General features: G+C 32.2%; 26 protein-coding genes. 6 read left to right on the top strand and 20 right to left on the bottom strand.

The genetic code is table 11. The annotated features are described in order from the left end of the window. Positions 1-86 precede the first annotated feature (86 nt). Both PYW44_RS04085 and PYW44_RS04080 read right to left on the bottom strand, forming a co-directional pair. The gene (locus tag PYW44_RS04085) at positions 87-947 is read right to left on the bottom strand and encodes a GNAT family N-acetyltransferase (RefSeq protein ID WP_021339787.1); all 861 of its coding nucleotides are present in this window, start codon (positions 945-947) and stop codon (positions 87-89) included. A 77-nt stretch (positions 948-1,024) separates the two neighbouring features. Then, on the bottom strand, positions 1,025-1,393 hold the full coding sequence (locus tag PYW44_RS04080) for a VOC family protein (protein WP_002507055.1): 369 nt from the start codon (positions 1,391-1,393) through the stop codon (positions 1,025-1,027). Between the two features lie 91 nt (positions 1,394-1,484). On the opposite strand from PYW44_RS04080, the gene coaW reads away from it, so the two are divergent. Next, positions 1,485-2,282 carry a type II pantothenate kinase gene (coaW, locus tag PYW44_RS04075; RefSeq protein ID WP_021339788.1) on the top strand — a complete coding sequence of 266 codons (798 nt, stop codon included), beginning with the start codon at positions 1,485-1,487 and terminating at the stop codon, positions 2,280-2,282. Positions 2,283-2,462: 180 nt separating this feature from the next. Here coaW and PYW44_RS04070 read toward each other — a convergent pair whose 3' ends face one another. The 3 genes from PYW44_RS04070 to PYW44_RS04060 form a co-directional block, all read right to left on the bottom strand. Then, a complete protein-coding gene (locus PYW44_RS04070) occupies positions 2,463-3,128 on the bottom strand; it encodes a DUF2750 domain-containing protein (protein ID WP_021339789.1) in 666 nt (221 codons plus the stop codon). Positions 3,129-3,253: 125 nt separating this feature from the next. Next, positions 3,254-4,447, bottom strand: coding sequence for an L-aspartate--L-methionine ligase LdmS (ldmS, locus tag PYW44_RS04065; RefSeq protein ID WP_021339790.1), 1,194 nt, complete (start codon positions 4,445-4,447; stop codon positions 3,254-3,256). Then, entirely contained in the window at positions 4,444-5,628 is a 1,185-nt protein-coding gene (locus PYW44_RS04060; RefSeq protein WP_031266098.1) for a M20 family metallopeptidase, read from the bottom strand. The genes ldmS and PYW44_RS04060 overlap by 4 nt, the downstream gene beginning before the upstream one ends. 275 nt (positions 5,629-5,903) lie before the next feature. On the opposite strand from PYW44_RS04060, the gene PYW44_RS04055 reads away from it, so the two are divergent. Further along, complete coding sequence (locus PYW44_RS04055) at positions 5,904-6,374, top strand: S-ribosylhomocysteine lyase (protein ID WP_107521024.1); 471 nt, start codon at positions 5,904-5,906, stop codon at positions 6,372-6,374. 129 nt (positions 6,375-6,503) lie between these two features. Here the strand turns inward: PYW44_RS04055 and PYW44_RS04050 are convergent, their stop codons facing one another. From PYW44_RS04050 to deoC, 4 genes are all read right to left on the bottom strand, one after another. After that, positions 6,504-6,857, bottom strand: coding sequence for a DoxX family protein (locus PYW44_RS04050; protein ID WP_002507049.1), 354 nt, complete (start codon positions 6,855-6,857; stop codon positions 6,504-6,506). Continuing rightward, on the bottom strand, positions 6,857-8,041 hold the full coding sequence (gene deoB, locus PYW44_RS04045; protein ID WP_021339792.1) for a phosphopentomutase: 1,185 nt from the start codon (positions 8,039-8,041) through the stop codon (positions 6,857-6,859). Before deoB ends, PYW44_RS04050 begins: the two co-directional genes overlap by 1 nt. Positions 8,042-8,052: 11 nt before the next feature. Then, positions 8,053-9,354 carry a pyrimidine-nucleoside phosphorylase gene (locus tag PYW44_RS04040; RefSeq protein ID WP_021339793.1) on the bottom strand — a complete coding sequence of 434 codons (1,302 nt, stop codon included), beginning with the start codon at positions 9,352-9,354 and terminating at the stop codon, positions 8,053-8,055. Positions 9,355-9,418: 64 nt separating this feature from the next. Beyond that, positions 9,419-10,081, bottom strand: a complete 663-nt coding sequence (gene deoC / locus PYW44_RS04035) for a deoxyribose-phosphate aldolase (protein ID WP_021339794.1) — start codon at positions 10,079-10,081, stop codon at positions 9,419-9,421. Between the two features lie 177 nt (positions 10,082-10,258). Between deoC and deoD the strand changes: the two genes are divergently transcribed. After that, positions 10,259-10,969, top strand: a complete 711-nt coding sequence (deoD, locus tag PYW44_RS04030) for a purine-nucleoside phosphorylase (RefSeq protein WP_002507045.1) — start codon at positions 10,259-10,261, stop codon at positions 10,967-10,969. 364 nt (positions 10,970-11,333) lie between these two features. On the opposite strand, the gene PYW44_RS04025 is transcribed toward deoD, so the two are convergent. From PYW44_RS04025 to PYW44_RS03985, 9 genes are all read right to left on the bottom strand, one after another. Continuing rightward, on the bottom strand, positions 11,334-11,783 hold the full coding sequence (locus tag PYW44_RS04025) for a Dps family protein (RefSeq protein WP_002507044.1): 450 nt from the start codon (positions 11,781-11,783) through the stop codon (positions 11,334-11,336). A gap of 181 nt (positions 11,784-11,964) precedes the next feature. After that, a complete protein-coding gene (gene rbsK / locus PYW44_RS04020; RefSeq protein WP_021339795.1) occupies positions 11,965-12,828 on the bottom strand; it encodes a ribokinase in 864 nt (287 codons plus the stop codon). 19 nt (positions 12,829-12,847) lie between these two features. After that, positions 12,848-13,231: a thiol-disulfide oxidoreductase DCC family protein gene (locus PYW44_RS04015; protein ID WP_021339796.1), complete on the bottom strand. Its 384-nt coding sequence runs from the start codon at positions 13,229-13,231 to the stop codon at positions 12,848-12,850. A gap of 315 nt (positions 13,232-13,546) precedes the next feature. Continuing rightward, positions 13,547-14,914 carry an EVE domain-containing protein gene (locus PYW44_RS04010; RefSeq protein WP_021339797.1) on the bottom strand — a complete coding sequence of 456 codons (1,368 nt, stop codon included), beginning with the start codon at positions 14,912-14,914 and terminating at the stop codon, positions 13,547-13,549. A gap of 72 nt (positions 14,915-14,986) precedes the next feature. Then, a complete protein-coding gene (locus PYW44_RS04005) occupies positions 14,987-15,967 on the bottom strand; it encodes a YeiH family protein (protein ID WP_002511433.1) in 981 nt (326 codons plus the stop codon). Positions 15,968-16,210: 243 nt separating this feature from the next. Further along, positions 16,211-16,438, bottom strand: a complete 228-nt coding sequence (locus PYW44_RS04000) for a hypothetical protein (RefSeq protein WP_002507039.1) — start codon at positions 16,436-16,438, stop codon at positions 16,211-16,213. 20 nt (positions 16,439-16,458) lie between these two features. Further along, complete coding sequence (manA, locus tag PYW44_RS03995) at positions 16,459-17,397, bottom strand: mannose-6-phosphate isomerase, class I (RefSeq protein WP_021339798.1); 939 nt, start codon at positions 17,395-17,397, stop codon at positions 16,459-16,461. A gap of 767 nt (positions 17,398-18,164) precedes the next feature. Next, positions 18,165-18,863: a FadR/GntR family transcriptional regulator gene (locus tag PYW44_RS03990; protein WP_021339799.1), complete on the bottom strand. Its 699-nt coding sequence runs from the start codon at positions 18,861-18,863 to the stop codon at positions 18,165-18,167. A 141-nt stretch (positions 18,864-19,004) separates the two neighbouring features. Then, on the bottom strand, positions 19,005-19,661 hold the full coding sequence (locus PYW44_RS03985; RefSeq protein WP_002507034.1) for an SDR family oxidoreductase: 657 nt from the start codon (positions 19,659-19,661) through the stop codon (positions 19,005-19,007). Positions 19,662-19,813: 152 nt separating this feature from the next. Between PYW44_RS03985 and PYW44_RS03980 the strand changes: the two genes are divergently transcribed. Together PYW44_RS03980 and czrB are read left to right on the top strand one after the other, a co-directional pair. Further along, on the top strand, positions 19,814-20,113 hold the full coding sequence (locus tag PYW44_RS03980) for an ArsR/SmtB family transcription factor (protein ID WP_021339800.1): 300 nt from the start codon (positions 19,814-19,816) through the stop codon (positions 20,111-20,113). A 17-nt stretch (positions 20,114-20,130) separates the two neighbouring features. Beyond that, positions 20,131-21,102 (top strand): CDF family zinc efflux transporter CzrB, encoded by a 972-nt coding sequence (gene czrB, locus PYW44_RS03975; RefSeq protein WP_021339801.1) that lies wholly within the window; start codon positions 20,131-20,133, stop codon positions 21,100-21,102. A gap of 79 nt (positions 21,103-21,181) precedes the next feature. Here the strand turns inward: czrB and PYW44_RS03970 are convergent, their stop codons facing one another. Continuing rightward, positions 21,182-21,913 carry a metallophosphoesterase family protein gene (locus PYW44_RS03970; protein ID WP_002507031.1) on the bottom strand — a complete coding sequence of 244 codons (732 nt, stop codon included), beginning with the start codon at positions 21,911-21,913 and terminating at the stop codon, positions 21,182-21,184. 131 nt (positions 21,914-22,044) lie between these two features. On the opposite strand from PYW44_RS03970, the gene PYW44_RS03965 reads away from it, so the two are divergent. After that, on the top strand, positions 22,045-23,184 hold the full coding sequence (locus PYW44_RS03965; RefSeq protein ID WP_021339802.1) for a hypothetical protein: 1,140 nt from the start codon (positions 22,045-22,047) through the stop codon (positions 23,182-23,184). Between the two features lie 212 nt (positions 23,185-23,396). Here PYW44_RS03965 and PYW44_RS03960 read toward each other — a convergent pair whose 3' ends face one another. Beyond that, complete coding sequence (locus PYW44_RS03960; RefSeq protein WP_021339803.1) at positions 23,397-24,251, bottom strand: HAD family hydrolase; 855 nt, start codon at positions 24,249-24,251, stop codon at positions 23,397-23,399. Positions 24,252-24,300: the final 49 nt, after the last annotated feature.

Genomic DNA, 24,300 nt, shown 5'->3' with positions numbered 1-24,300 from the left:
ATTTATCCAAATTCGTACTAAGTTCATCTTAAGTAATAATAACAAATGTAAATTATAAATGACAATTTGTGATTTCGCAATCTCTATTAATAATTTATATGCTTTTCAAATACTTTAAAATCATCCGCAGACTCGATTTCAACAAAGTTACTATTGATACATAACGGTTTTAATTCATTATTCTCACCATATAGTGTAATTGTCAACAGACTGACATCATCAAAATACTTTCTGATATATGTAGAAAGTTGTCTCAAAGCACTTTCCGCAATACCATTGTGTCTTTCTGATTTATTAACCTCTACAGAAGAAATATTCATACGTTGTTCATGTTTTTCTACTGCAATAAATCCTACTTTGTTTCCATCTTTAAATAAATCAATAATATGAATGTTGAACGGCACATCTTCCGTATTTGGCTTTAATTTCAATGATGATACATGGTTTGAATCTAAGTCTAAATAATATAATCTTTCTTTTCCTAGTGGTCCTTCTTCTTTAGTTGCAGTGTGCATGAAACCTGCACGTTCATAAACATTCCAAGCACTCTCATTTTCCGCATCAACGACTAAATATAAGTGGTTGAAATCTGGAAATAAAGATTGAACATATTGTGGAAGATACATCATCATTTTAGTACCATAACCATAACCTTGAAAATTTTGGTTAACAGATAGTGATCTAACATAAATCACTTGTTTTGGTGTATCGTAGCCTTCATGTTGATAATACTGATGCAAAACGAAAAATCCTACAACTTCCCCTTTTTTATTCAATGCGATGTTTGCAATTCTATCTTTATCGTGCAACGCATCTTCTAAAACATCACTCGGCAAAGATGAATAAATTTGTTGGCGTTCATTCAATTTAAAATTATAAAGTGCATCTTTATATTTATCTTCATACACTTGAACTGTAATTCCTTCAAATTGTTTTTTAATAAACATATCCTATCCCCTATTTAAAACTTAGTAATTATTTATTAATACCACTTTCTAACTAATTATAACCTATATTAAACGGTTTAGTTTAAAAAGCAATTCATGAGCCAATTCACACCAAATTGATCTTTAACTTGACCATGCATAGCATTGAAAAATGTTTTTTCAAGCGGCATATGTGGATCACCTAATTTACTCAAAGCGTTATATACTTGTTGTTGCACTTCTAAATCGTCAAAGGTCAAAATAATATTAGTATTATCATTATGCCATTCTTTTCCGTATGTACTTGATATATGTAATATCACTGTTGCATTCACATGCAATTCTGTATGCAGTCGTAGTCCATTTGTTTCGTTTAATATTTTTTCTTCTCCACCAAACGCATTTTTATAAAAATTCACAGCTTCATCAACGTCGTCTACTTTAATAAACGGACTTAATTGCATCATAAAAGAACGCTCCTTTTAATTTCATATTTGATTTCCCCCCATTTTATTATAATATTAGTTATAATGTAAATTTATTTGGGGGGGAATAGAAATGAAGATTGGCATTGATGCTGGTGGAACTCTAATTAAGATAGTTCAAGACAATAACGGGGAACGTGTATATACAACAAAATCAACTACTGAAATTGATGAAGTTATCTCATGGTTAAATCAACAAGATTGTGAAAGCATTAGTTTAACTGGTGGACAAGCTGCATTAATACAAGAACACTTAACTTGTCCTTCGCGTATTTTTGTCGAATTTGATGCAGCTGCAAAAGGTTTAGAAATACTTTTAGTAGAACAAGAGCATTTATTAGATGATTACATCTTTACTAACGTCGGTACCGGCACTTCATTACACTTTTCAGACGGTAATCATCAACAACGTGTAGGTGGCGTTGGCGCAGGTGGTGGAATGATTCAAGGGCTTGGATATTTATTAACTGGTATTAAAGATTATAAACAATTAACTGATACAGCTCAAAATGGAAATAGAGAGATTATTGACTTGAAAGTTAAACATATTTATAAGGACAGTGAACCACCTATCTCAGGTGACCTTACAGCAGCAAACTTTGGCCATGTCCTACATAATTTGGATGCCAATTTTACAGATGCTGATAAATTAGCATCTGTTATAGGTGTTGTTGGGGAAGTTATTACCACAATGTCTATTACTGTTGCTAGAGAAAATAATACTGAAAATGTCGCTTATATTGGTTCATCTTTTCATAATAATGATTTATTAAAAAAAGTTGTTACAGATTATACAATACTTCGCGGGTTTAAACCTTATTATATTGAACATGGTGCATTCTCTGGTGCGTTAGGTGCAATTCATTTATAAATATCAACATGAAAAAAGCAGCTTTCTACGTTTTTCAGTAGAAAACTGCTTTTACTAGTAATTCAAAATACAAATGTCCCAAATTTCTATCTATAGTTTCAAAACAACTCATCATAATTAATCATTATTCAAATAATATAAAAACAAAATACTAGCGCATTGAAACGCATTTAGAAATAATTAAAATGTAAGTTGGTCAATCACTTTTTGAGCAGATACAACTGTGCCTACAACACCAGATTTCAAGTCTATTGCTACAGCTTTATCATCATCTCGTAAATTATCTAACCATTCAGCGAATACTTCACCTTCGATTTCGATAATTTCACATTCTTCAAAGTCTTCGTTCCTTACCTTTTCAGCTCTACTTTTAATGCTCCAAACAGGCATAATTTGTGGTCTTTGATGTTCATCATCACTAATCAATATAAAATGCTTTTCTTTTTGATTAGATAAACCAAAGACTGCATCCTCTTTAGCAACATCGTTTACAAATTCTTTCAAACGAATATTGTCTAAATCAGACATTAACTCATTTGTAATTTCTACAATATTAATCAATTCGCCATCTGTAGTACCAGTAGCATCAATGAGTACTTCTTCGCCTTCTTCAAATAAGTTATCCATTTCGTATGTTACAAAACGGTCTATATCAATTTTCTTTATATTGCTGTAGTCAATATTAAGCTTCTTCAAAAATGTTTCCGCTTTAGATTTTTCCGACCACGCACATACTACATTTTTTCCCAATACTTCATGTCTAATTAATTCTTTTGATTTTGTAGCTACGTAAAAGACTTCATTGACTAAAATTTCTTGGAAAAATGAATTTTGTTTATAAGACATCATAGCACCTTCAATTCATTTATAATATTTACCCATACTTAAAATATAAATGACTCTTATACTCTAGTCAATTAACGTCTAATGTAATTTACTAGAGAGTTTCATTATATTTGTGAGTAATTGTTCTATTTTTCTTCTAAATCATTTAAAAATTGTTGCTCCATTTTTTCCACATATGATTTGCTTTCCCCATGCCATATGCAACCAAACCTTGATTTAACAACTTCATTATCAAACCAATCCCCATCATAATAAGATAACGGAAATAATACACCCTTATTTACATACTTCATAATTGTGTTGAAAAATTTTGAATTATCTACATGTGACAAATAACTATAAAATTTATGGTACCCTTCTTGAAGAAACGGTTCTAGCAATAACATACTTGTTGAGCCATTCTGTCTAAAGTTCAAATCTATCGCAAAAATGTCATCGTTGCTATCTACCAAAAGGTCAAAACCAGCTATTCCAAAATATCCTTTCGAAACGCCGACTTCCATAATCTCTTTACCCGCTTGAATTACAGCATCAGGCACATCTTGTACATTTTCGTTTCCATTATAATACCCATATTTATTGGTTAACTGTTCAGAAGTCCCAATATAACGCACACCAGTATACTTCGAATATGCATATTGAACACAATAATTTGCAACTGCTTCTACTTTTTGTTCGATAATCATCGTATCTGTTTCGTTTTTAGCATTTTCAATACGCAATTTTGCTTGTTTTAAATCAGCATCATTATAACAAATCATCACACCATATCCACCTGCTGTTGGTAGGTCGTCTCCAGGTTTCAATACAAATGGATACTCCCATTTTGCTACAGCTTCTACAAAATTATCTATATCAACAACTTCTCTTATAGGTAGATATTTATGGTTTGTCCATTCTGGTATACGTGCTTTATTATTTAAAGCTACAAAAATATCCTTATCCAACGCGTAATACTTTTTATTCAAAATATCTTCACCATGAATGTATTGAAAGTAAACTTTTTTATAATCATGTGCCAAATCTTGTATCAATTGTTCATAGCTACTTTGATCTTGAAATTTAAGCGTATTGGTTGGCATAGCTTTACCAATTGCTTCAAATAGCATTTTTAATTTATCAGTTACACTTGCTGCGTGTACGATTACAGGCATCTCATTAGCAATAATCAGCTCTCTACCAGTCAAAAAATTAGATTGATGTACTTCGGGTTCCAACCAAGGATTCGATATATAAGACGGTCTAGAAGTATAAACAATATGTGAATCGTAAAGATCACTAAGTGTTAATGTAGGTCTTAGAGAGCTTTGATTTGTCATTTTTTGTGCCCCTTTGTATATTGATATTGTTCGATGATTTCTTCAAACAATGGTTTATTTTCTATGAGTTCTTGCCCCATTAAAGCGAGAATTTTCGCACCTCTAATTAATGCCTGATCACCATGGGTACTACCTGCTGCTTCACGGAAACGATGTGTATGACCAACTAAATTTCGTGAACCAATTTTGATATGAGGATGAATCGTTGGTATACAATGACTGACATTCCCAGTATCTGTAGAACCATATCCAAAATCATCATCTATAACTGCTTCACCCATTTCAGTGGCATATTTCGCAAATAAGTCATCTAATTTAGACGTTTTAATAAATTCATTAACCCCATTTTGTATTGGTCCAAATTCAAAGTCACAATCTGTTTGTAGTGCTGCACCTTTTGCTATCTGTCCAACCCGCTCAGTCAAAACATCTAGCTCTTTTCGAGACGTAGCCCTCGTATAAAAACGCGCATGTGTAAAATCAGGTATAATATTCGCTGCTTTACCACCATCAAGTATCACACCATGCACACGTTGGCGTCTTTTAATGTGTTGTCTTAATTGCGCTATCCCATTAAAATAAGAAATCATCGCATCTAAAGCATTTCTCGCTTCATCTGCGTTTTCAGATGCATGCGTACTTTTACCATAAAATTTTATATCTAAAACATCGACAGCCAATGTATCAATCGTTCGATATGTTTCATTTCCAGGGTGGACCATGAGTGCAATATCCAACTCATCTATAACACCTGCTTTAACATAAGTCGCTTTAGCACTGCCATTTTCACCGCCTTCTTCTGCAGGACATCCTAAGACAATAATTTTACCACCAATCTTATCAATCACTTGTTTCAATGCAGTACCCGCTAATACACTCGCAGTACCTATAATATTATGACCACAAGCATGTCCTAAACCTGGCAAAGCATCGTATTCTGCTAAAAATCCAATTGTAGGCCCTTCTATACCTGAGTCATATCGTGCAATAAATCCTGTTGCATGTCCTGCTATATCAGTTTCCACATCAAAATTATGTGCTATTAGATCTTCAATCAAAGTTCTCGAAGCAAAAATCTCTTCATTTCCTAATTCTGGTCTTTGGTGTATCTGATGACTTATTTCTAAGTATTTATGATTTTCATTTTCTATATAATCTAAAATAATTTGTTTTTTCTCCATCGTTTGCACTCTACCTCCTGAATTACCAAAACACTTTCAACTTCCATACACTATGCATTAAGTAATTTTATAGATAACACCACATATCATGCTAAATATTTATATCGTGTTTAATTATTATTTATTCTATCGGGTTTCTCGTCTTCTGTCATTACTTTTCTGAATTTTAAATAAATTAGTATTTTACCACTTTATATTTATACCCGTTTCAGAAATTGTAAATACATTGCGGTCTTGTTACAATTAACTTACTTATAATATTAGGAGGATATGACATGCCAAAAATGAACGTTGAAAGCTTCAATTTAGATCATACGATAGTATCTGCACCATTTGTTAGACTAGCTGGTAAAATGGAGGGCGCTAACGGTGATGTTATCCATAAATATGATATCCGTTTCAAACAGCCAAACAAAGAGCATATGGAAATGCCTGGTTTACACTCTTTAGAACATTTAATGGCCGAGAATATTAGAAATCATTCAGATAAAGTAGTTGATATTAGCCCAATGGGTTGTCAAACTGGCTTCTATGTTTCATTCATTAACCATGATGATTATGCAGATGTCTTAAACATCATCGAACAAACAATCAATGATGTATTAAACGCTACAGAAGTACCTGCTTGTAACGAAGTACAATGTGGCTGGGCAGCAAGTCATTCTCTTGAAGGCGCTAAAGAAATTGCACAAACTTTCTTAGATCAAAAATCAGTATGGCAAGATGTATACGGAGAAAACAAATAATCATACTAACCAATAATTATCTTAAGATAACTGTGAGTTCATTTATTCCTAACTTAATTATATTGCATAAAAAAGTGGCTGTTAGATTCCCAATAAGGATACTAACAGCCACTTTCTTTATTTAACCGATTATAGCTTACTAATCATTTTTATCATGATAAATTGTAATGGTAAACGGCCATACAAAGCCCATTTAGGTAATTGCTTACCAGCTAGTGGTAAATTTTTACGTGCCATATAAATATTAGCTGGGAATACAGCCCATAGAAAAGCATTTATCGTTTTTTTCAAACATGTTGAAGGCTGCTTGATTAATAATAATAAACCAAACACGATTTCAAACACACCTGTGATTAAAACTGCGGCTTTTCTAAATGGTAAATATTCAGGTACAATATTTCTGAAATTTTCTTCATCTTTAAAATGAAGCACGCCAGCTACGCTAAAACCAATGCCAAATAAAATTCTAATTATTTTCTTCATTACTCAATGCCCATTTCTTTTAAATAGCTTCTTCCGTACTCTGGTAATTTCACATTAAAATTATCAGCAATCGTTGCACCTAGCGAACTAAATGTAGCATCTACCGATAATTCATGATACTCAGCAATTTTCGGACTAAACATTAAAACTGGGATGTACTCTCTTGTATGATCTGTACCTTCAGCAGTTGGATCATTACCATGGTCAGCAGTGATAATTACTAAATCATCTTCTTGTAAATGCTCGATAAGTTCAGGTAAACGCTCATCAAAATCTTTAATCGCTTGTGCATAACCTGCTTTATCACGACGATGTCCGTATAAGGCATCAAAATCCACAAGATTTAAAAAGCTTAGTCCATTAAAATCACGTTGTACTGTTTCTATTAATTTGTCCATACCGTCCATATTATCTTTTGTACGAACCGCTTCAGTCACACCTTCGCCATCGAAAATGTCATTTATTTTTCCTAAGGCAATGACATCATAGCCACCATCTTGTAATTCATTCATAACTGTTCTGCCAAAAGGTTTTAAAGCATAGTCGTGTCTATTAGATGTCCTTTTAAAGGAACCTGGTTCACCAAGATAAGGTCTGGCAATAATTCTACCAATTAAATATTTTGGATCTTTGGTCAATTCTCTTACTTTTTCACAGATATCATAGAGTTCTTCTAACGGAATAATATCTTCATGGGCAGCAATTTGGAGAACTGGATCAGCTGAAGTGTAGACTATTAAGTCTCCAGTCTTCATTTGATGTTCGCCCCATTCATCTATAATTTGCGTTCCAGAAGCAGGGCGATTAGCTACTACTTTACGACCAGTTAATGACTCAATTTCATCTATCAACTCTTTAGGGAACCCTTCAGGATATACTTTAAAAGGTTGCATGATATTTAAGCCCATAATTTCCCAATGCCCTGTCATTGTATCTTTACCAACAGAGGCTTCACTCATTTTAGTGTAAAAAGCTTGTGGTTTTACTTCTTTTTCAATTACAGGTAGTGGTTCAATATTACCTAAACCTAATTTTTGAAGATTAGGTAATGACTGATTAAAATCTTCTAACGTGTGTTTTAATGTATGACTGCCTTCATCGTTAAAAGCTTTTGCATCAGGGCCTTCCCCTATGCCTACTGAGTCCATCACAATTAAGTGGACTCGTTTAAATGGTGTAGTCATTATCTCAACTCCTATTCAGTAATAATTTTATGAATCAATGTTGGTTCTGCACCTTGTTCACTTACTGTGATACTTTGGTTCAATTTCTCTATTACATCATCAACGTTTTCGCGATTACTGTGTATTGTTAATAGAGGTTCGCCTTCATCGACTCTGTCGCCTACTTTTTTATGCAGTACAAGACCAACACTTAAATCGATATCATCGTCTTTTGTTTGTCTACCTGCGCCTAACATCATCGAGGCAACGCCCATTTCATTCGCAACAATTTCAGTTACGAAACCAGATGATTCCGCTGGTAATGCTACTTGATATTTGGCTTGTGGTAATTTTGATACGTCGTCTACCACTGAGCCATCTCCATCTTGATTCTCTAAAAATGTTCTAAAACTTTCTAAAGCAGAACCATCTTGTATTGCTTTTTCTAACAATGCACGTGCTTCTTCTAAATCTTTTGCTTTGCCGCCCACTACAACCATTTGTGAACCTAAGGTCATTACAAGTTCAGTTAAGTCTTCAGGACCTTTACCTTGTAGTGTTTCAATCGCTTCTTTTACTTCTAAGGCATTACCTATAGCGTGTCCTAAAGGTTGACCCATATCTGAAATGATAGCCATTGTATTTCTACCTACATTATTACCGATGCTTACCATAGCATGTGCTAAAGCTTCAGCATCTTCAAGTGTCTTCATAAATGCGCCATTACCTGTCTTAACATCAAGCACAATTGCATCAGCACCTGCTGCAATTTTTTTACTCATAATTGATGAAGCGATAAGTGGAATAGAATTTACTGTACCAGTAACATCACGAAGACCGTACAATTTTTTATCTGCGGGTGTTAAATTACCAGTTTGTCCAATGACAGCAACTTTAGCTTCATTAACTAACTTAACGAATTTTTCTTCACTGATTTCAACATGGAAACCTTCAACTGATTCTAATTTATCAATCGTTCCGCCTGTATGTCCTAGTCCTCTTCCGCTCATTTTAGCTACAGGTACACCTACAGCTGCAACTAAAGGTGCAAGTACTAATGTAGTTGTATCTCCAACTCCACCAGTAGAATGCTTATCAACTTTAGTACCGTGAATATCTGATAAGTCAATAACGTCACCTGAATTAACCATTGCCATAGTTAACGCAGCTCTTTCTTCATCATTCATATCTTGAAAGAATACAGCCATCGCTAAACTAGAAGCTTGATAATCCGGTATGTCACCATTTGTATAACCAGTTATAAAAAATTCAATTTCCTCTTTCGTAAGTACTTGTCCGTCACGCTTTTTTTCAATAATATCTACCATTCTCATATGAGTTGGCCTCCCCTGTTTGTCTATCATACAAACTTAATAATATATCCCTTTTTTAACTATTCTAGTAGTCAGAATCGCTTTCTAAGCCTTGAATTATTTGAACGCCTGCACTCGCACCGATACGCGTTGCACCAGCTTCAAGCATCTTGTTGAAATCTTCAAGATTTCTCACGCCACCAGAAGCTTTCACTTCTAAGTCATCTCCAACAGTATCTTTCATTAATTTCACGTCTTCTGGAGTTGCACCGCCACCAGCAAAACCTGTTGATGTTTTAACAAAGTTAGCACCTGCTGCTTTACTTAGTTCACTTGCTTTAACTATTTCTTCGTCTGTTAATAGACATGTTTCAATAATTACTTTAACTGTTTTACCGTTCGCAGCACCAACAACACTTTCAATGTCTTTTTGTACGTCTTCATAACGTCCGTCTTTTAATGCACCAACATTGATAACCATATCAAGTTCAGAAGCACCATTTTTTACAGCATCTTCAACTTCAAACATTTTCGTTTCTGTAGTAGACGCGCCTAAAGGGAATCCAATTACAGTGCAAACTAATACTTCTGTATCTTTAAGTTTTTCTGCTGCATATTTTACATGTGTAGGATTAAGACACACTGATTTAAAATTAAATTCTCTAGCTTCCTCGATAATTTTGTCGATTTGAGCTCTAGTCGACTCCGGTTTAAGTAATGTATGATCTATATATTTTGCATAATTCATATTAAAACCTCCTAATTTTTGTTTACAATAAACATTCATTTCACTTATTATTATAAAGCAAAATTAAATAGATATCTTTATAAACACTCTCTTATTATCTATATTACAAAAATTCGCAATAATAATAAACAAATGTTATCTTTAAATTGATAAAAGAACATAAAGGAGAAGATGATTATGACAAAATCTACACCTCATATTCAACCCAATGGAACTAAAATTGCAAAAACAGTATTAATGCCGGGAGATCCGCTTCGAGCAAAATACATAGCTGACAACTATTTAGAAAATGTTGAACAATTCAACGAAGTTAGAAATATGTTTGGATATACTGGTACTTATAACGGGAAAGAAGTATCAGTAATGGGATCAGGCATGGGCGTACCTAGTATTGGAATTTATTCTTATGAGCTTTATAATTTCTTTGATGTTGAGACAATTATCCGTATTGGATCTTGTGGTGCATTACAAGAAAACGTTAACCTTTACGATATAATTATTGCTCAAGGCGCTTCTACAAACTCTAGTTATGTAGAGCAATATAATATTCCAGGTCATTACGCACCTTTAGCTGATTTCGATTTAGTTTTAAAAGCAAAACAAAAAGCGGATGAAATTGGGGCAACTACACATGTAGGAAACATATTATCATCTGATACATTCTATAATGCTGATCCAACGTTTAATGAAAGATGGCAACGTATGGGCATCTTAGGTATAGAAATGGAATCTGCTGCATTATACTTAAATGCAACTTACGCTGGTAAAAAAGCGTTAGGTATATTCACAGTGAGTGATCATATTTTACGCGATGAAGCAACTACAGCTGAAGAACGTCAAAATTCATTTACACAAATGATGGAAGTCGCACTCGAAATGGCTGAGTAATTGATGTTTCAAATCATTATTTAAATAAAACAGGTCCTTCAAAACAACGCATGTTTTGAAAGACCTGTTTTTTAATGAAAAATGGATAAGATATAGAAATTCCGAATAAATGGATTCACTGCGATAGTGATTATATTCATGGCCTTTTTTATAATTGTTGCGATTTTTAAATAGAAAAAGAGCGAAGAAAAATCAAAATTTGATTTTTCCTCGCTCCTACAACGTTGACTGGTTATCAGACAGCTACTATGCAATCCTTCAAAGATAACAGATTGATGCTTATAATCTAAAATTAGATTATTTTCGCACTAGCTTATCACTCAATCAAAATATAATATTCATTCATATATGTGACTGAAGTCTCTTATTTACCTAAATAAGATTTTAACATCCAGTTATGTTTATCTATATTTGTTTTCATACCGATGAACATGTCTTCTGTTACATCATCTTCAGCAGCTGAAGCAACTTCAATTGCTTCTTCTAATTGTTTTGTAATATTTTCAAAGTCTTTAGATAGTTCTTCTACCATTTCTTCAGCTTTATAGCCTTTACCAGCTTCATCAATGATTGCAAGGTCTAAACTTTCTTTTAATGTTGCAACTGGGTTTCCACCTGCTGCTAAAATACGTTCAGCTAAATCATCGATATATTGACTTGCTTCATCATACAATTCTTCAAATTTAGTGTGTAATGAGAAGAAATTAGGTCCTTTTACATACCAATGAAAATTGTGTAATTTAGTAAATGCTACTGTCCAGTTTGCTACTTGTTCATTTAATACTTTTACTACGTCTTTATTACTGTTTGCCATGCTAAAATCTCTCCTTTAAGTTTAATTATCATTACAAAATGACAACTCAAGTTCTTGATCACATTTATTATTATATAATAATCATTATAATCTGTAAAGTGTTTAACTTACCTAAATTAGAATTATTTTAATCTGTGTTGTCATTTAATAATCTTACTATATTATACCCAAATTAAGGGGTTTAATCTAGTTCTTTTCTGTATGGCATCGCACCTTGAGCACCTAATCCAGTTACAGAAAAACTACCCGCTAAATTAGCAAAATCAACGGCTTCTTCTAAAGGTTTATTTTCAATTAGTGCAACAGCTAAAGCACCATTGAATGTGTCACCAGCACCTGTAGTATCAACGACTTTCTTTTTATATCCTTTGACAAGTTGTTGAGAATCATTGTAAAACATAGCTCCTGCTGCTCCTTTAGTTACAATAAGCTTACGAGGATAAGCTTTCAGTGCTTCATCTACTCCGCTTTCAAATAGTAGTTCACTTTCTGATTCATTTGGTGTAATCCAAGTCACTTTATCTATAATTTCTTTGTCAATGTTACGATATGGTGCTGGGTTTAATATTACTTTCATATCATGTTTCACAGCATAATCTGTCACTTCTTTAATTGTATGTTCTGGTATTTCATGTTGCATCAAAATAATATCTCCTGCACCAAAGCGCTCGAGTTTTGGTAACACTTTTTCAGGCGTTACATGATTATTAGCAGCAGGCACAACGATGATTCGATTATCATCTTCAAACAGTGTAATATGCGCTGTTCCAGATGTTTCATTTTCAATTTTATCCATAAAAGTTGTATCTACATTGTTTTGTTCTAAGTTCTCAATAATCTGTTTACCATTTTCATCATCGCCTACAGCGCCTATCATATAGACCTTATTACTCAAACGAGCTGCTGCAACAGCCTGATTAGCACCTTTGCCACCAGTAGTTGTAAAAAATGAATTACCCATAACTGTTTCACCTGCTTGTGGTAAAACGTCTGTTTTCACTACTAAATCAATTGATGAACTACCTATTACAACAATGTTCTCCATATTTGCTTCCTCCGTCTATTCAATCAATAAAAAATGATTGCTCATAAGCATTAGGCTGATGCCAATGCGTTTTCCACATTTTATCCCTATTATCAGCAAACAATTGATATCCTAAATCTCTAAGTGGTTTAGGCGTCAAATGTAGCAATATACCGATCCATTTATAATTTGTCAGTGTTGTGATTAGTGTAGTGATTGCATCAGATTTATATTCGAAATGATCCCCTTCTTGCAATATAACACTGTCATATTGTTTTGTTTCAGGATAATTTTCAAATAAATTTTGTGCTGTTTCTCCTTGTAATTCAGCAAATTGATAACGTCTTGACAAACCATTTTGTATTAGCCAAATTGCATAGTTATAGCAATATACACAATTGGCATCATAATATATTATTGGCATATACTTCACCCCTAACAGTAAAATATTATATTGTCACTTCATAAGAGAATGTGATTTCTCCACACTATTATTATATCCTAAAATTATAAAATTAAATCATTATATCACTCGTTATCTTATTTTATTGTCATTTATCCTCTAATTATAACCGATGGGACGTTTTAAACTAAATCGGACTAACACTTTAAACTCCGAAAATTTAAAAGAGCACCAATCCATTGATAAAATGCAATGAATTGATGCTTCTATTTTAAGTATGGATATATCCATAGCTTATCTTATATTATTAACTTTAAATAAGTTATGACTTAAAAATTAGTCTTGATTTACTTTCACGATTCTTGTATATTTCAAAAATTGTTCAGTATATTTTTGCTTAATTTCATTTAAGTCATCATATGTGATACCCACAATATGCCAATTTGGATTAAAATGATAAAATGAATCTTTTTTTCTAGACCATTTAACCATACTACCATCTCTATTATAGCGTGGTAATGTTATTTCATAACCTTCAAGCATATTGATATATGTTTGGAATATATCAGGATCAATACGATTAAAGTTATCTATAACAAGGTAGCTTTTATCTGTACGAGGCATAAGATTCGTTATAAACCCTTCTCTGTAGTACAGTGCACCTGTTTCATTTGGTAAATACTTCCCGTACAACATATTTTCAGAAAAGTCAGGATGACCAGAAGTTATCACTGGTTTCGCATTCGTTTTTTGTAATAAATCTTCAGCTGCCTTTAAGCCTTCTCCTTTATCAACTACGAGTAAAATAAACGGTTTTAAATCTTCAGTATGTTCATCAATCATCTGACCACTTTTAACAGCTTCAAACTGTGATTTCATACCATCATTTTTACTTATTTCACGAATCGCATCGAATTGTGTTTTTGACATGCTAGCAATAGCTTGTTTTGCGTTTTCTTGAAGATAATATAAATTTTTCAATTTAGGATGTTTGTTTAATGTACCCAATGAAACAGGGTCAATTTCCTTTTCAAAATAAACCTCAATTGCAGTACTGTTTGTTCTCCCAGGTATAGGTGCTTTTTCATGTATATGCTTACTTACTTCTCCTACACCAATGACGGACTGATCTCTATTTTTATTATAAAAAATAAGTTGATCACCTATTTCAAGTTGCGTGTAAAAATGATAACCATTTCGTTTAATACCGTTATATGTGTGCGTATATATTGTATTGTATGATTTAGGTTCGAACTCTTGTTCTTCCGCTATAAAAAAGTATCGAGGAATTTTTGTTTCTCCTTTACCTAAACTAACAATTAACTCAAATTCTTCTTGTGTTATTTGATTAAATAAAGTTTCTTTCATATTTCTCATTCTAAATTCTAATTGTTCGCTTCTTTTCAAATAATCCGCAGTTAATGGTTTAAGCTGTTCTTGTAATTGAAAATGAACACGAATTTTATTTTGAGCACCTGTTTGTACACTTGTGATTTCACCCAAACCTAATAAACCAGTATCCATTTGTACTTGATAAAAGATAACACGGTCTCCTACTTTAGCTTGTTTAAATGATCGGAAACCTTGTGAAGGATTAAATTGTGCACCTGATTCAAATAATGTCGTCTGACCTACTAATAGTTCATTATGGTTCCAGCGATTATATCCGCAGTTCAACCAAAAATAACTTGTTTCCTCTGCCATTTAGATACTCCTTATCTCATATAAAAATTCTATCTAACCTATTATATGCAAAAATTTCTTTCTGAACAAACATTACAATAAGTTTATCAACTTCATCGTAATTAAACTTGAAATAATGACGACAATCCATGTTACTAACCCAAGCATTACCGGTTTCATACCTGCTTGTTTAAATTGTTTAAAATCAACACTTAATCCAATGCCAGCCATTGCCATTGTAATTAAAAACAATGAAATTTGTTGGAATACATGTATCACTGTTGGTGAAAAATTAAAAACAGTGCTTATTAAAGATGCTACGATAAACCATACAATAAACCATGGAAATATTTTAGCAATAGATGTATCAGTTTGTTTCGCTTTTTCTTTACGTATCGTTCTATATGTAAAAAAGAGTACCACCGGTATAATCATTAAAGTACGCGTTAATTTTACAACTGCCCCTGTTTCTAAGGCTGTATTGCCATAGTTTGAAGTTGCAGCAATCACACTTGAAGTATCATTAATAGCGGTTCCTCCAAAATATCCAAATGCAGTTTGCCCCATATTTAATACGTGGCCTAATGGTGGAAATACAAATACTGCTATTAAATTAAATAAAAATATCGTAGAAATAGCGAATGCTACTTCACTTTCTTTCGCTTTAATTACTGGACTTGTTGCAGCAATTGCCGATCCACCACATATTGCTGTTCCAACCCCTATTAAAATACTTAGATGTTCATTAATTTTAAATATCTTCATTAACAAAAACACAGTGATAAAGGCAGCAAGTAAAGTAATGATAATGATTGGTAACGATTTCCATCCAATTGCACCAATAGATTGAAAGCTCAATGTAAACCCAAGCACGATAATGCTGTAATGCAAAATCTTTTTGCTACTATACTTGATACCAGCTTCATATTTTTTAGGAATTAAAATTATATTATTGATAATAATTCCTATAATAATAGCAAAAATTGCACCGCCAATGACTGGAAATTCACTTCCTAATATTGTTGCAACCATTGCAATTACCAAGGTCATCATGATACCCCGTACTTTTTGCACACTTGCCACCTCCCAATTTAGTTTCATTTTAGCATATTTCTTTTGACATAAAACTGTAAAAATAAATATTATATTTTGCAATATTTATTTAAATATTTTCAGCTAAATTCTCACAGCACACAAATAATTAATCATAAGATACTTCGTAAAGTATATTTCAAATTGTTTTTGTTCTGTTTTTTTTATAAAATCACAAAAAAAGTATCTTCTACAATAATGTAAAGATACTAAACTTATTGGCTATTACGCTACGGCAAACGCAGCCATAATCGGCATGATGTTAATCATAACCCCGCCAAGCTTTAATAAACCGCTTATCTCTTTATTAGGAATTGTAATCAATGATGAAATTATCCCAATTACCCCTATCATTACTGGAAATGCCATAGAAGGAAAAATTGGTAATTTTAAAAATATGCCTGCACCTGCTAACATTCCACAAACTAATGAGATATACAAAAATTTATACATTTCAAAACACTCCATTTTTTCTATAAGTAACTAACTATTAGTTCGTAGTCTCCTTCAAATATTGTATCTAAGTCGTCTGAAGTTAGAATAAAGTTTTGTCCATGATTTAAATCATAAACTTCGCCATCAATAATCACTTGTCCCTCACCTTTAAGTACTGATACGAGAACAAACTCTCTTGGTTTCATATAATTTAGTGTACCTGAAATTTGCCATTTCACAATTGTGAAAAAATCATTAGATACGAGTTGTGTACGTTTGTGATTTTCAATGATTTCAGTATCTGTAGCAATATTGATATTTTCATTGGCTATTTCAATGACGTCTTTAGCTTTTCCTTGGTCAAGTTCACGTTTATGTCCTGACTCATGTTCACGATCGAAATCATACACGCGATACGTTACATCTGAAGATTGCATCGTTTCATACACTAGAATACCTGCACCTATGGAATGGATTGTACCTGCAGGGATAAAATAAAATTCTCCTGGTTTAACTTTAACTTTATTAAATAAACCATTATACTCCCCGTCATTTAATTTATCTATGGCTAACTCTTTTGTTTCTGCAGAAAGCCCATAGATAATTTCTGAATCTTCTTTAGCGTCGATTATGTACCAACATTCAGACTTTCCATATTGCCCGTTCTCTTTTTCATAAGCATACGCATCATCTGGATGAACATGTACTGACAATGCTTCCTTAGCATCAACAATTTTAGTCATTAACGGGAATTCTTTGCTTGGAAAATCACCAAACAATTCTCTGTGCTCATTCCAAACTTGATCTAAAGTTTGACCTTGGTATGGTCCATTTAATATCTCACATTTGCCATTTGGGTGCGCTGATATCCCCCATGCTTCTCCAATACAATCGCTTGGTAAATCATATCCTAATTCTTTTAATCTATTGCCACCCCATATTTTTTCATGGAAAATTGGTTTTAAAAATAATGGCATTAATCACACCTCCAAATTCTTAAGTTGCTTCATTCAAATTTTAAGTCTTTCTATATAAAATACTTTTAACGGAAATTTTTATGTATAGTTTTGTATTTTTTATTTGAGCTATAAAGATTGTATCATATAACGCTGCGCGTTATAAACGACTAGTTCAACGTTCAATGATACTAAAATCACTTGTTATTATATCAATTATTTATAAAGCATAATAGATTGTTTTATTTGACTCAATTACATTTTTCGACATTTTAATGAACAATTATATTATTGTCGTAAATTTTTTACAAAAATACTTGCCATTATATACTTAAAAATATTATAATTACTATAGAGTCACAAAAACAGACTCTATCTGTTTTACATATAAGGTAATTAAAAGTTTATTATGATGTACTTGAAAAAGCTGATTACTTTTTCAAAAATATAAAATTTGCGATAAAGCCCAAACTTCCTTAGTTTGGGCTTTTATTATTGCTCAACAACCTAAAGTAAAAAATTTCTGGCTTAAACTTAATAAAATCAAAAAAATAAAAGCACTTATTTCATTTTTTAAAATTGAAATAGGTGCTTTTTTCAATAAGACTGAAACATAAATACCTGTCGCAACCATACTGTTACATTGGCAGTAGCTGTCTAAATTGAAATTACGCTTATATTAATGCTTTTATTCCTATTTTTAAGTCCTCTTTGCCGACCTAACTTCACACTACAAAAGCTGTTTTAAAAATTAGATTGCTGACACACTCCCAGATGCTTTCCAAATATTATTGCTCTTTAAAATTAGCTAAAATTGTTTCTTTAACTTCTAATAAATGTGACTCCATGGCTTTAACTGCGTTGGTAGCATTTTGTTCTACGATTGCATTATAAATAATCACATGTTCTTCATGTAGTTTATTCATTGTTTTTTGTTTGCTATAAATAAATATCTTTCTTGTTTCTTCCATTGAATCTTGCATTAATTCAGAAATGTTATTTAATAGCTCAACTAGCAATGAATTTTTGGCTGCTCTTGCAATTGAAAGATGAAATTGTAAATCTGCTTTTTCCCCAGATGTGCCATCGGTTACCGCTTCACCCATTTCATCTAATGCTTTCTTTAAACTCACTAAATCTGCTTCATTACGATGTATGGCAGCCTTTTCTACCGTAGCACTTTCTACGATTTCTCTTAACTCTAAAAGTTCTGTAATTTGATCTAACGACGTGAACTTATCACCTAATTCAAAAAAGGTTGGTTCTATTTGCTTAATAAATGTGCCATACCCTTGTTTCATTTCTATAATGCCAATTGTTCTTAAAGCATTTAATGCTTCTCTCACTGATGCAACACTTACACCATACTGTTGACCAAGTTTTTGTATAGAAGGTAACTTATCACCCACTTGATACTCCCCTGATTTTATACTTTCTAACAGAATGTCAGCGATTTGTTCATAGATTTTCGTGTTTGAAATTTTCATAATTACCTCCAAACGATATCTATTATTGTATCAAATTTTTGCTATTTATTTATATTATAAGCTATATATTTCAAATAAAAAAAGAACCAATTTACACTTCTATGTAAATTGGCCCTCTAAAGTCCGCTCTAAAATCGATAATTACTTATTAAAATTTGATAAAGCGGTTGAAATTTCTTCATCGCCACTAACAATTTGGAACTCAGTATTTAAGTAGTCATCTTCAGTCAATACTTTTGTTAATACAGATGCTACATCTTCACGAGGGATTGATCCTCGACCTTCAAAAAATGCACCTACTTCAATTTTATTCGTACCTGCATCATCTAATAAACCGCCCGGATGTACAATTGTATAACCTACATCTGCTTGTTTAAGATATTCATCAGCATAGTGTTTCGCAATTGTATATGGTTTTAAACCTCCACTTGCTTCGAATGACTCTCTTCTAGAATCATAAGTTGAAACCATCACATATTGTTTTACGTTATTGGCTTCACTTGCTTTAATTGATTTAATTGCGCCATCTAAATCCACACTGATTGTTTTATCTGCACCTGTGTTACCACCAGATCCAACAGAAAAGACAACTTTGTCGAATCCTTTAACCTTTTCAGTCAATGTTTTGATATCATCCGTTTCTACATCTATTAAAGTTGCATCTATGCCTTTATCTTTTAACGCGTCTACTTGTTCTTGCTTTCTTACAGCAGCTGTAAAGCTTTCACCACGTTCTTTTAATTGATTTACTAGATGTTGGCCAACGCCACCATTTGCTCCAATTACTAATATACTCATAAATTATTGCCTCCTTAAAGGTAGTTGCTACTTAAAAGTCTACCACTTATGTAGGATTTTAAAACTAAAGTGAATTATACTTTGACAATAAAGCCTCCTTATATTAATATATGAATAAATGTTCATGTATTAATATAAGGAGGCTTTACGTAATGAATGAATCTTTAGATTCACAAACAATTGATAACGTGACTGAAATTTTCAAAGCATTAAGTGAAGGCAATCGTTTACGTATTATGCACTTATTATCGCATGGCGAAAATAGTGTCGGTCATATTGCTCACAAATTAGAGATGAGCCAATCAAATGTTTCTCATCAATTGCGTGTACTGAAACAAGCTCATTTAGTGAAAGCTAAACGTGATGGTCAATCTATGATATATGCCATAGATGATACGCATGTTACTACCCTATTAAAACAAGCGATACATCACGCAACACATCAATCATAAGGAAGGTGGCGTTTGACATGTCTGAATCTGAACACCATGGACACAATCATGCACATGGTCATGTGCACACAAATAACAAAAAAATATTACTTATTAGTTTTCTAATTATTGGAATCTTTATGATTGTTGAGATTATTGGCGGCTTTGTTTCTAATAGTTTGGCATTACTTTCTGATGGTCTACACATGTTTAGTGATACAATTTCTTTAGGTGTAGCGCTACTTGCTTTTATTTATGCTGAAAGACATGCTAATAAACATAAAACATTTGGTTATAAAAGATTTGAAATATTGGCTGCATTATTTAACGGAGTCACATTATTCGTTATAGGCATTATTATTATTGTTGAAGCTATTGGTCGTTTCTTTGATCCTCAAGAAGTTCAATCCACAGAAATGTTTATAATTAGTGTTACCGGACTAATAGTTAATATTATAGTTGCTTATTTAATGTTTAAGGCCGGAGACACATCACACAATATTAATATGCGTGGCGCATTTCTTCATGTAATCGGAGACTTATTAGGTTCAGTAGGTGCAATTATAGCTGCTGTGCTTATCTGGAATTTCAACTTAACAATCGCCGATCCAATTGCCAGTATCATTGTATCTGTACTTATTATTAAAAGTAGCTGGGGCATAACAAAATCTTCTCTCAATATCTTGATGGAAGGTACGCCAAGTGATGTTAATATGAATCAAGTCTTTTCTATGATTACGGAAGAAGAAAAAATTAAAAATATACATGATTGTCATGTTTGGACAATTTCCAACGAAATGAATGCTTTAAGTTGTCATGCTGTAGTGCCAAATACGATGACTATTGAAGAAGGTGAAGTGCTCTTAAACAGATTAGAACATAAATTAGAACACTTAAATATTCAACATATGACCATACAACTAGAAACAACTGATCATCTACATGATAATAATATTTTATGTTCTGCAATTTATTCAAAACAAACAACACATCATTCACACTCACATTAAAAAAAGTGATTTTCCAAACAAAATTGGAAAATCACTTTTCATTTATGAAACCTTATATTTTTAATAGACCGTTGATAATTTAAATAAACTTATCAAAGATTAGATCTTTTGCTGGTACTTGTTTTTCAGTAAAGCCTCTTATAAATTCTTCATTATCATACGGAACTTTAATACGTTCACATGAGAATTCATTTTCATCAATTGTTATAATGCCATATACTGCATAAGCACCATTATTAAGTCCTACAGAACCAGGGTTAAAATATACAGTAGATTTGTCATCATAAAAATGCACTGTATGATTATGTCCAAAAACGATTAAATCAGCATTCTTGTCTTCAAATAATGCTTTAACGTTTTCTTCACTTGGCTCAACAATTGGACTATAAGGTTGTCCATCAATAGGTGTACTTAATTTCTCATTGGCAATTTCATAATGAATAAACAATACTTTTTTATTATTAAAAGTCTTCTCAATTACACGTGGTAATTCATCTAATTTGTCATAATAGTCTTCATCTAAATGACTTTCAATCCATTGATGATGTTCATAGAATTTATCCTTTAAGTCTTCTGGATAAGGAGTATCATTTACGATCGACATAACCGCTTCATCATGATTACCTGCAATGATTTCCATATCATCTCTATCGAAAATTTCATCAAGCACTTTATTTGTTTCATGCCCTACTCCGATATTATCGCCTAGATTAAATATTTTATTGATTCCTTCTCTTCTATCAATATCATCCAAAACGGTTTCCAATGCATCAAAGTTTCCATGTACATCAGTAATAATTGCAAATTTCATGATGATATCTCCTTTCAACTTTTTCTCATTAGGATATTCTAACATTTTATAGCCAATTTGTTACCTATTAATTTTAAAATCTTCAATTTTTTGATATCGTATTGTTATCACTAAAAAGGAGTGCTTAAAATTTGTTTAAATATCATAAACTAGCTTTGCAAAATGTAAAACCCCAAAATGCTAAAACAATACTGTTTTCAATTGTAAGTTTTATCATATTATTTGCTTTAACAATTTTATCGTTTATACCAGTTCAACCTGCAATTTATAAATTCGCAATGTCGATGGCAATGCAACAACCAATCGGTGGTTCAATATTTATGTTGATACTAACAATTCTGATTCCACTATTGATTTTTGTATTAATCGGTTACCCATTAATAGCTGGAACTATATACACTATAGACAAAGCATTAAATAAAGACAAGGTTAAATTAAAAGATTTATTCTCAGTCTTTAAAAAAGGTAAATATCTTAAAAGTTTAAAATTAGCTTTATTCACTTTATTGTTCATTCTAATTTTATTCGCGCTCAATTTACTCGTATCTAAAGTACTTAATTTAGGTATCATGCAATTATTCACTGCACTACAAGGTCCATTAAGTAGTTCTGATCATGCACTTGGTCTTTCACTAACTTTCCAAATTATTGCAGCAACAATTACCGTCTTTATTCAATCATTTATTTATTGGTTCTTTGCTATTGTAATTATTAACTTTACTGTAGCATTTGTTAAAGATCCTAGTGTTGGTGCTTGGGCAGCTGTTAAACGTGGATTCAAGGGCGTTAAAAATGGTAAGAAAACTTGGTTTAAATTCTACCTTGGTATATTACTATTAAACTTAATCGTAATTATCCTTGCAAATCCTGTTAGTCAATTAATTTCAATTTCAACAGGCGGTATTTCACAAACTGTCGCAATGATTTTAATTTACATTATATCTATTATCGTTATTATTGTAAGATTAGCCATTTACTATATGAATATATTAGCGATTATTCAATATTATAACCGTAATGGTGAAAGTATAGATAAAGCTGAAATTAAAAAAGATAAAAAGAACTCTAAAAAACAATCAAACAATGATTCAAAAATAGAAAACAGTGTAAATAATACTACTGAAAAAACGAAGTCTAATCTAAGTGATAAAAGTGACAATATACAAGAAAATGCAAAAGATAACTTAAACGATAAAAGTAATAATATTCAAGATACTACAAAAGATAAAGCTTCAGATTTAAAAGATCAAATTAACAAAACAGATAAATAATATATATCAGAAACACGAATTGCCAATGTAGCATTTTAAATGTCTACATTGGCAATTTTTATATTTCGATACATTTATACCGCTTATTTATCCGTCGAGTTTTAAACCCCTATTATGTGCATTCTATCTATATCGTGTATTATAAAGTTCTTGAACATATTAAAAAACTGATAGATAATCTTTTTCAAGAAAACCTATCAGTTTTATGTTTATTATTTTATGAAATGTTCTTTTAGATATGCTGCCGCACCATTTTCTTCATTCGTTAAAGATGTTACATCTTTTGCTAAAGCCTGAATTTCAGGTCTCGCATTTCTCATAGCAACAGTATAATGTCCAAATTCAAACATTGCTCTATCATTATCACTATCACCAATGACTAAAGTTTCTTCCTGATTAATACCAAAGTGTTCAATCATCTCTTTAATACCTGTGCCTTTGTCTGTATTAAACGCCATAGTCTCTGCATTAAAGCGTGATGAATTTGATACACTGATTTGTAATGCTGCACTATCTTCGATTAATTGATTACGGAAATTAGTGATTTTCTCATATTCAGGTGAGAATAAATAAATTTTTGAAAATGACGTATCAGGAATAGTATCTTCCCAATCTACTTTGCCTTTTAAAGACTCTCTTCTAGAAGTCCATTCACTTTCTCCTACTTTGCCTGGTGGTGTTGCTGGTTCAAATAAAGCCTTCGCCCATGCTTCATCTTCTTTAAGTACGACACGGTCACTGCCAAATGGGAAGATTTCATAATATATTGCTTCTTGTTTTGCACGTTTAATAACTTCACTTACTGTATTATATGAAAGACCATGTTTAAAAATAGTCTCTTTTTCCACTACACCTAACGTTCCATTCGAACTTATAATGCCATCTACTTCAAAAGTTTCAGGCACCAAATAATGAATTTCGTCATGTGCTCTACCAGTTGCTAAGAACACTTTATAACCAAGGTTTCTTAATTGTTGAATCACTTCAGTTGTTTCCCTATCTACCCTGTTATCTTTATGTAAAATCGTACCATCCATATCTAAAAATATTGCTCTCACATTATCCATTTAAGTAATCCTCCATCACATGTTATCGTATTAAATTATGGCATTATAT

It is taken from the genome of Staphylococcus equorum (assembly GCF_029024965.1).
In the GTDB taxonomy this organism is placed as follows: Bacteria; Bacillota; Bacilli; order Staphylococcales; family Staphylococcaceae; genus Staphylococcus; species Staphylococcus equorum.
This window is presented reverse-complemented; position numbering and strand designations above follow the sequence as displayed.

Bases quoted from the DNA above. Each gene is read 5' to 3' on its own strand.
- deoC (WP_021339794.1), bottom strand. From the start codon at position 10,081: ATGAATTATGCAAAATATATAGATCATACATTACTTAAACCGGAGTCG.
- manA (WP_021339798.1), bottom strand. From the start codon at position 17,397: ATGCCATTATTTTTAAAACCAATTTTCCATGAAAAAATATGGGGTGGC.
- PYW44_RS04025 (WP_002507044.1), bottom strand. From the start codon at position 11,783: ATGGCAAACAGTAATAAAGACGTAGTAAAAGTATTAAATGAACAAGTA.
- PYW44_RS04015 (WP_021339796.1), bottom strand. From the start codon at position 13,231: ATGCCAATAATATATTATGATGCCAATTGTGTATATTGCTATAACTAT.
- deoD (WP_002507045.1), top strand. From the start codon at position 10,259: ATGACAAAATCTACACCTCATATTCAACCCAATGGAACTAAAATTGCA.
- PYW44_RS03980 (WP_021339800.1), top strand. From the start codon at position 19,814: ATGAATGAATCTTTAGATTCACAAACAATTGATAACGTGACTGAAATT.
- PYW44_RS03970 (WP_002507031.1), bottom strand. From the start codon at position 21,913: ATGAAATTTGCAATTATTACTGATGTACATGGAAACTTTGATGCATTG.
- czrB (WP_021339801.1), top strand. From the start codon at position 20,131: ATGTCTGAATCTGAACACCATGGACACAATCATGCACATGGTCATGTG.
- PYW44_RS04000 (WP_002507039.1), bottom strand. From the start codon at position 16,438: ATGTATAAATTTTTGTATATCTCATTAGTTTGTGGAATGTTAGCAGGT.
- PYW44_RS03960 (WP_021339803.1), bottom strand. From the start codon at position 24,251: ATGGATAATGTGAGAGCAATATTTTTAGATATGGATGGTACGATTTTA.
- PYW44_RS04080 (WP_002507055.1), bottom strand. From the start codon at position 1,393: ATGATGCAATTAAGTCCGTTTATTAAAGTAGACGACGTTGATGAAGCT.
- deoB (WP_021339792.1), bottom strand. From the start codon at position 8,041: ATGACTACACCATTTAAACGAGTCCACTTAATTGTGATGGACTCAGTA.
- coaW (WP_021339788.1), top strand. From the start codon at position 1,485: ATGAAGATTGGCATTGATGCTGGTGGAACTCTAATTAAGATAGTTCAA.
- PYW44_RS04050 (WP_002507049.1), bottom strand. From the start codon at position 6,857: ATGAAGAAAATAATTAGAATTTTATTTGGCATTGGTTTTAGCGTAGCT.
- PYW44_RS04070 (WP_021339789.1), bottom strand. From the start codon at position 3,128: ATGTCTTATAAACAAAATTCATTTTTCCAAGAAATTTTAGTCAATGAA.
- PYW44_RS04055 (WP_107521024.1), top strand. From the start codon at position 5,904: ATGCCAAAAATGAACGTTGAAAGCTTCAATTTAGATCATACGATAGTA.
- PYW44_RS03985 (WP_002507034.1), bottom strand. From the start codon at position 19,661: ATGAGTATATTAGTAATTGGAGCAAATGGTGGCGTTGGCCAACATCTA.
- PYW44_RS04040 (WP_021339793.1), bottom strand. From the start codon at position 9,354: ATGAGAATGGTAGATATTATTGAAAAAAAGCGTGACGGACAAGTACTT.
- PYW44_RS04060 (WP_031266098.1), bottom strand. From the start codon at position 5,628: ATGGAGAAAAAACAAATTATTTTAGATTATATAGAAAATGAAAATCAT.
- PYW44_RS04010 (WP_021339797.1), bottom strand. From the start codon at position 14,914: ATGGCAGAGGAAACAAGTTATTTTTGGTTGAACTGCGGATATAATCGC.
- rbsK (WP_021339795.1), bottom strand. From the start codon at position 12,828: ATGGAGAACATTGTTGTAATAGGTAGTTCATCAATTGATTTAGTAGTG.
- PYW44_RS03990 (WP_021339799.1), bottom strand. From the start codon at position 18,863: ATGAAAATTTCAAACACGAAAATCTATGAACAAATCGCTGACATTCTG.
- ldmS (WP_021339790.1), bottom strand. From the start codon at position 4,447: ATGACAAATCAAAGCTCTCTAAGACCTACATTAACACTTAGTGATCTT.
- PYW44_RS04085 (WP_021339787.1), bottom strand. From the start codon at position 947: ATGTTTATTAAAAAACAATTTGAAGGAATTACAGTTCAAGTGTATGAA.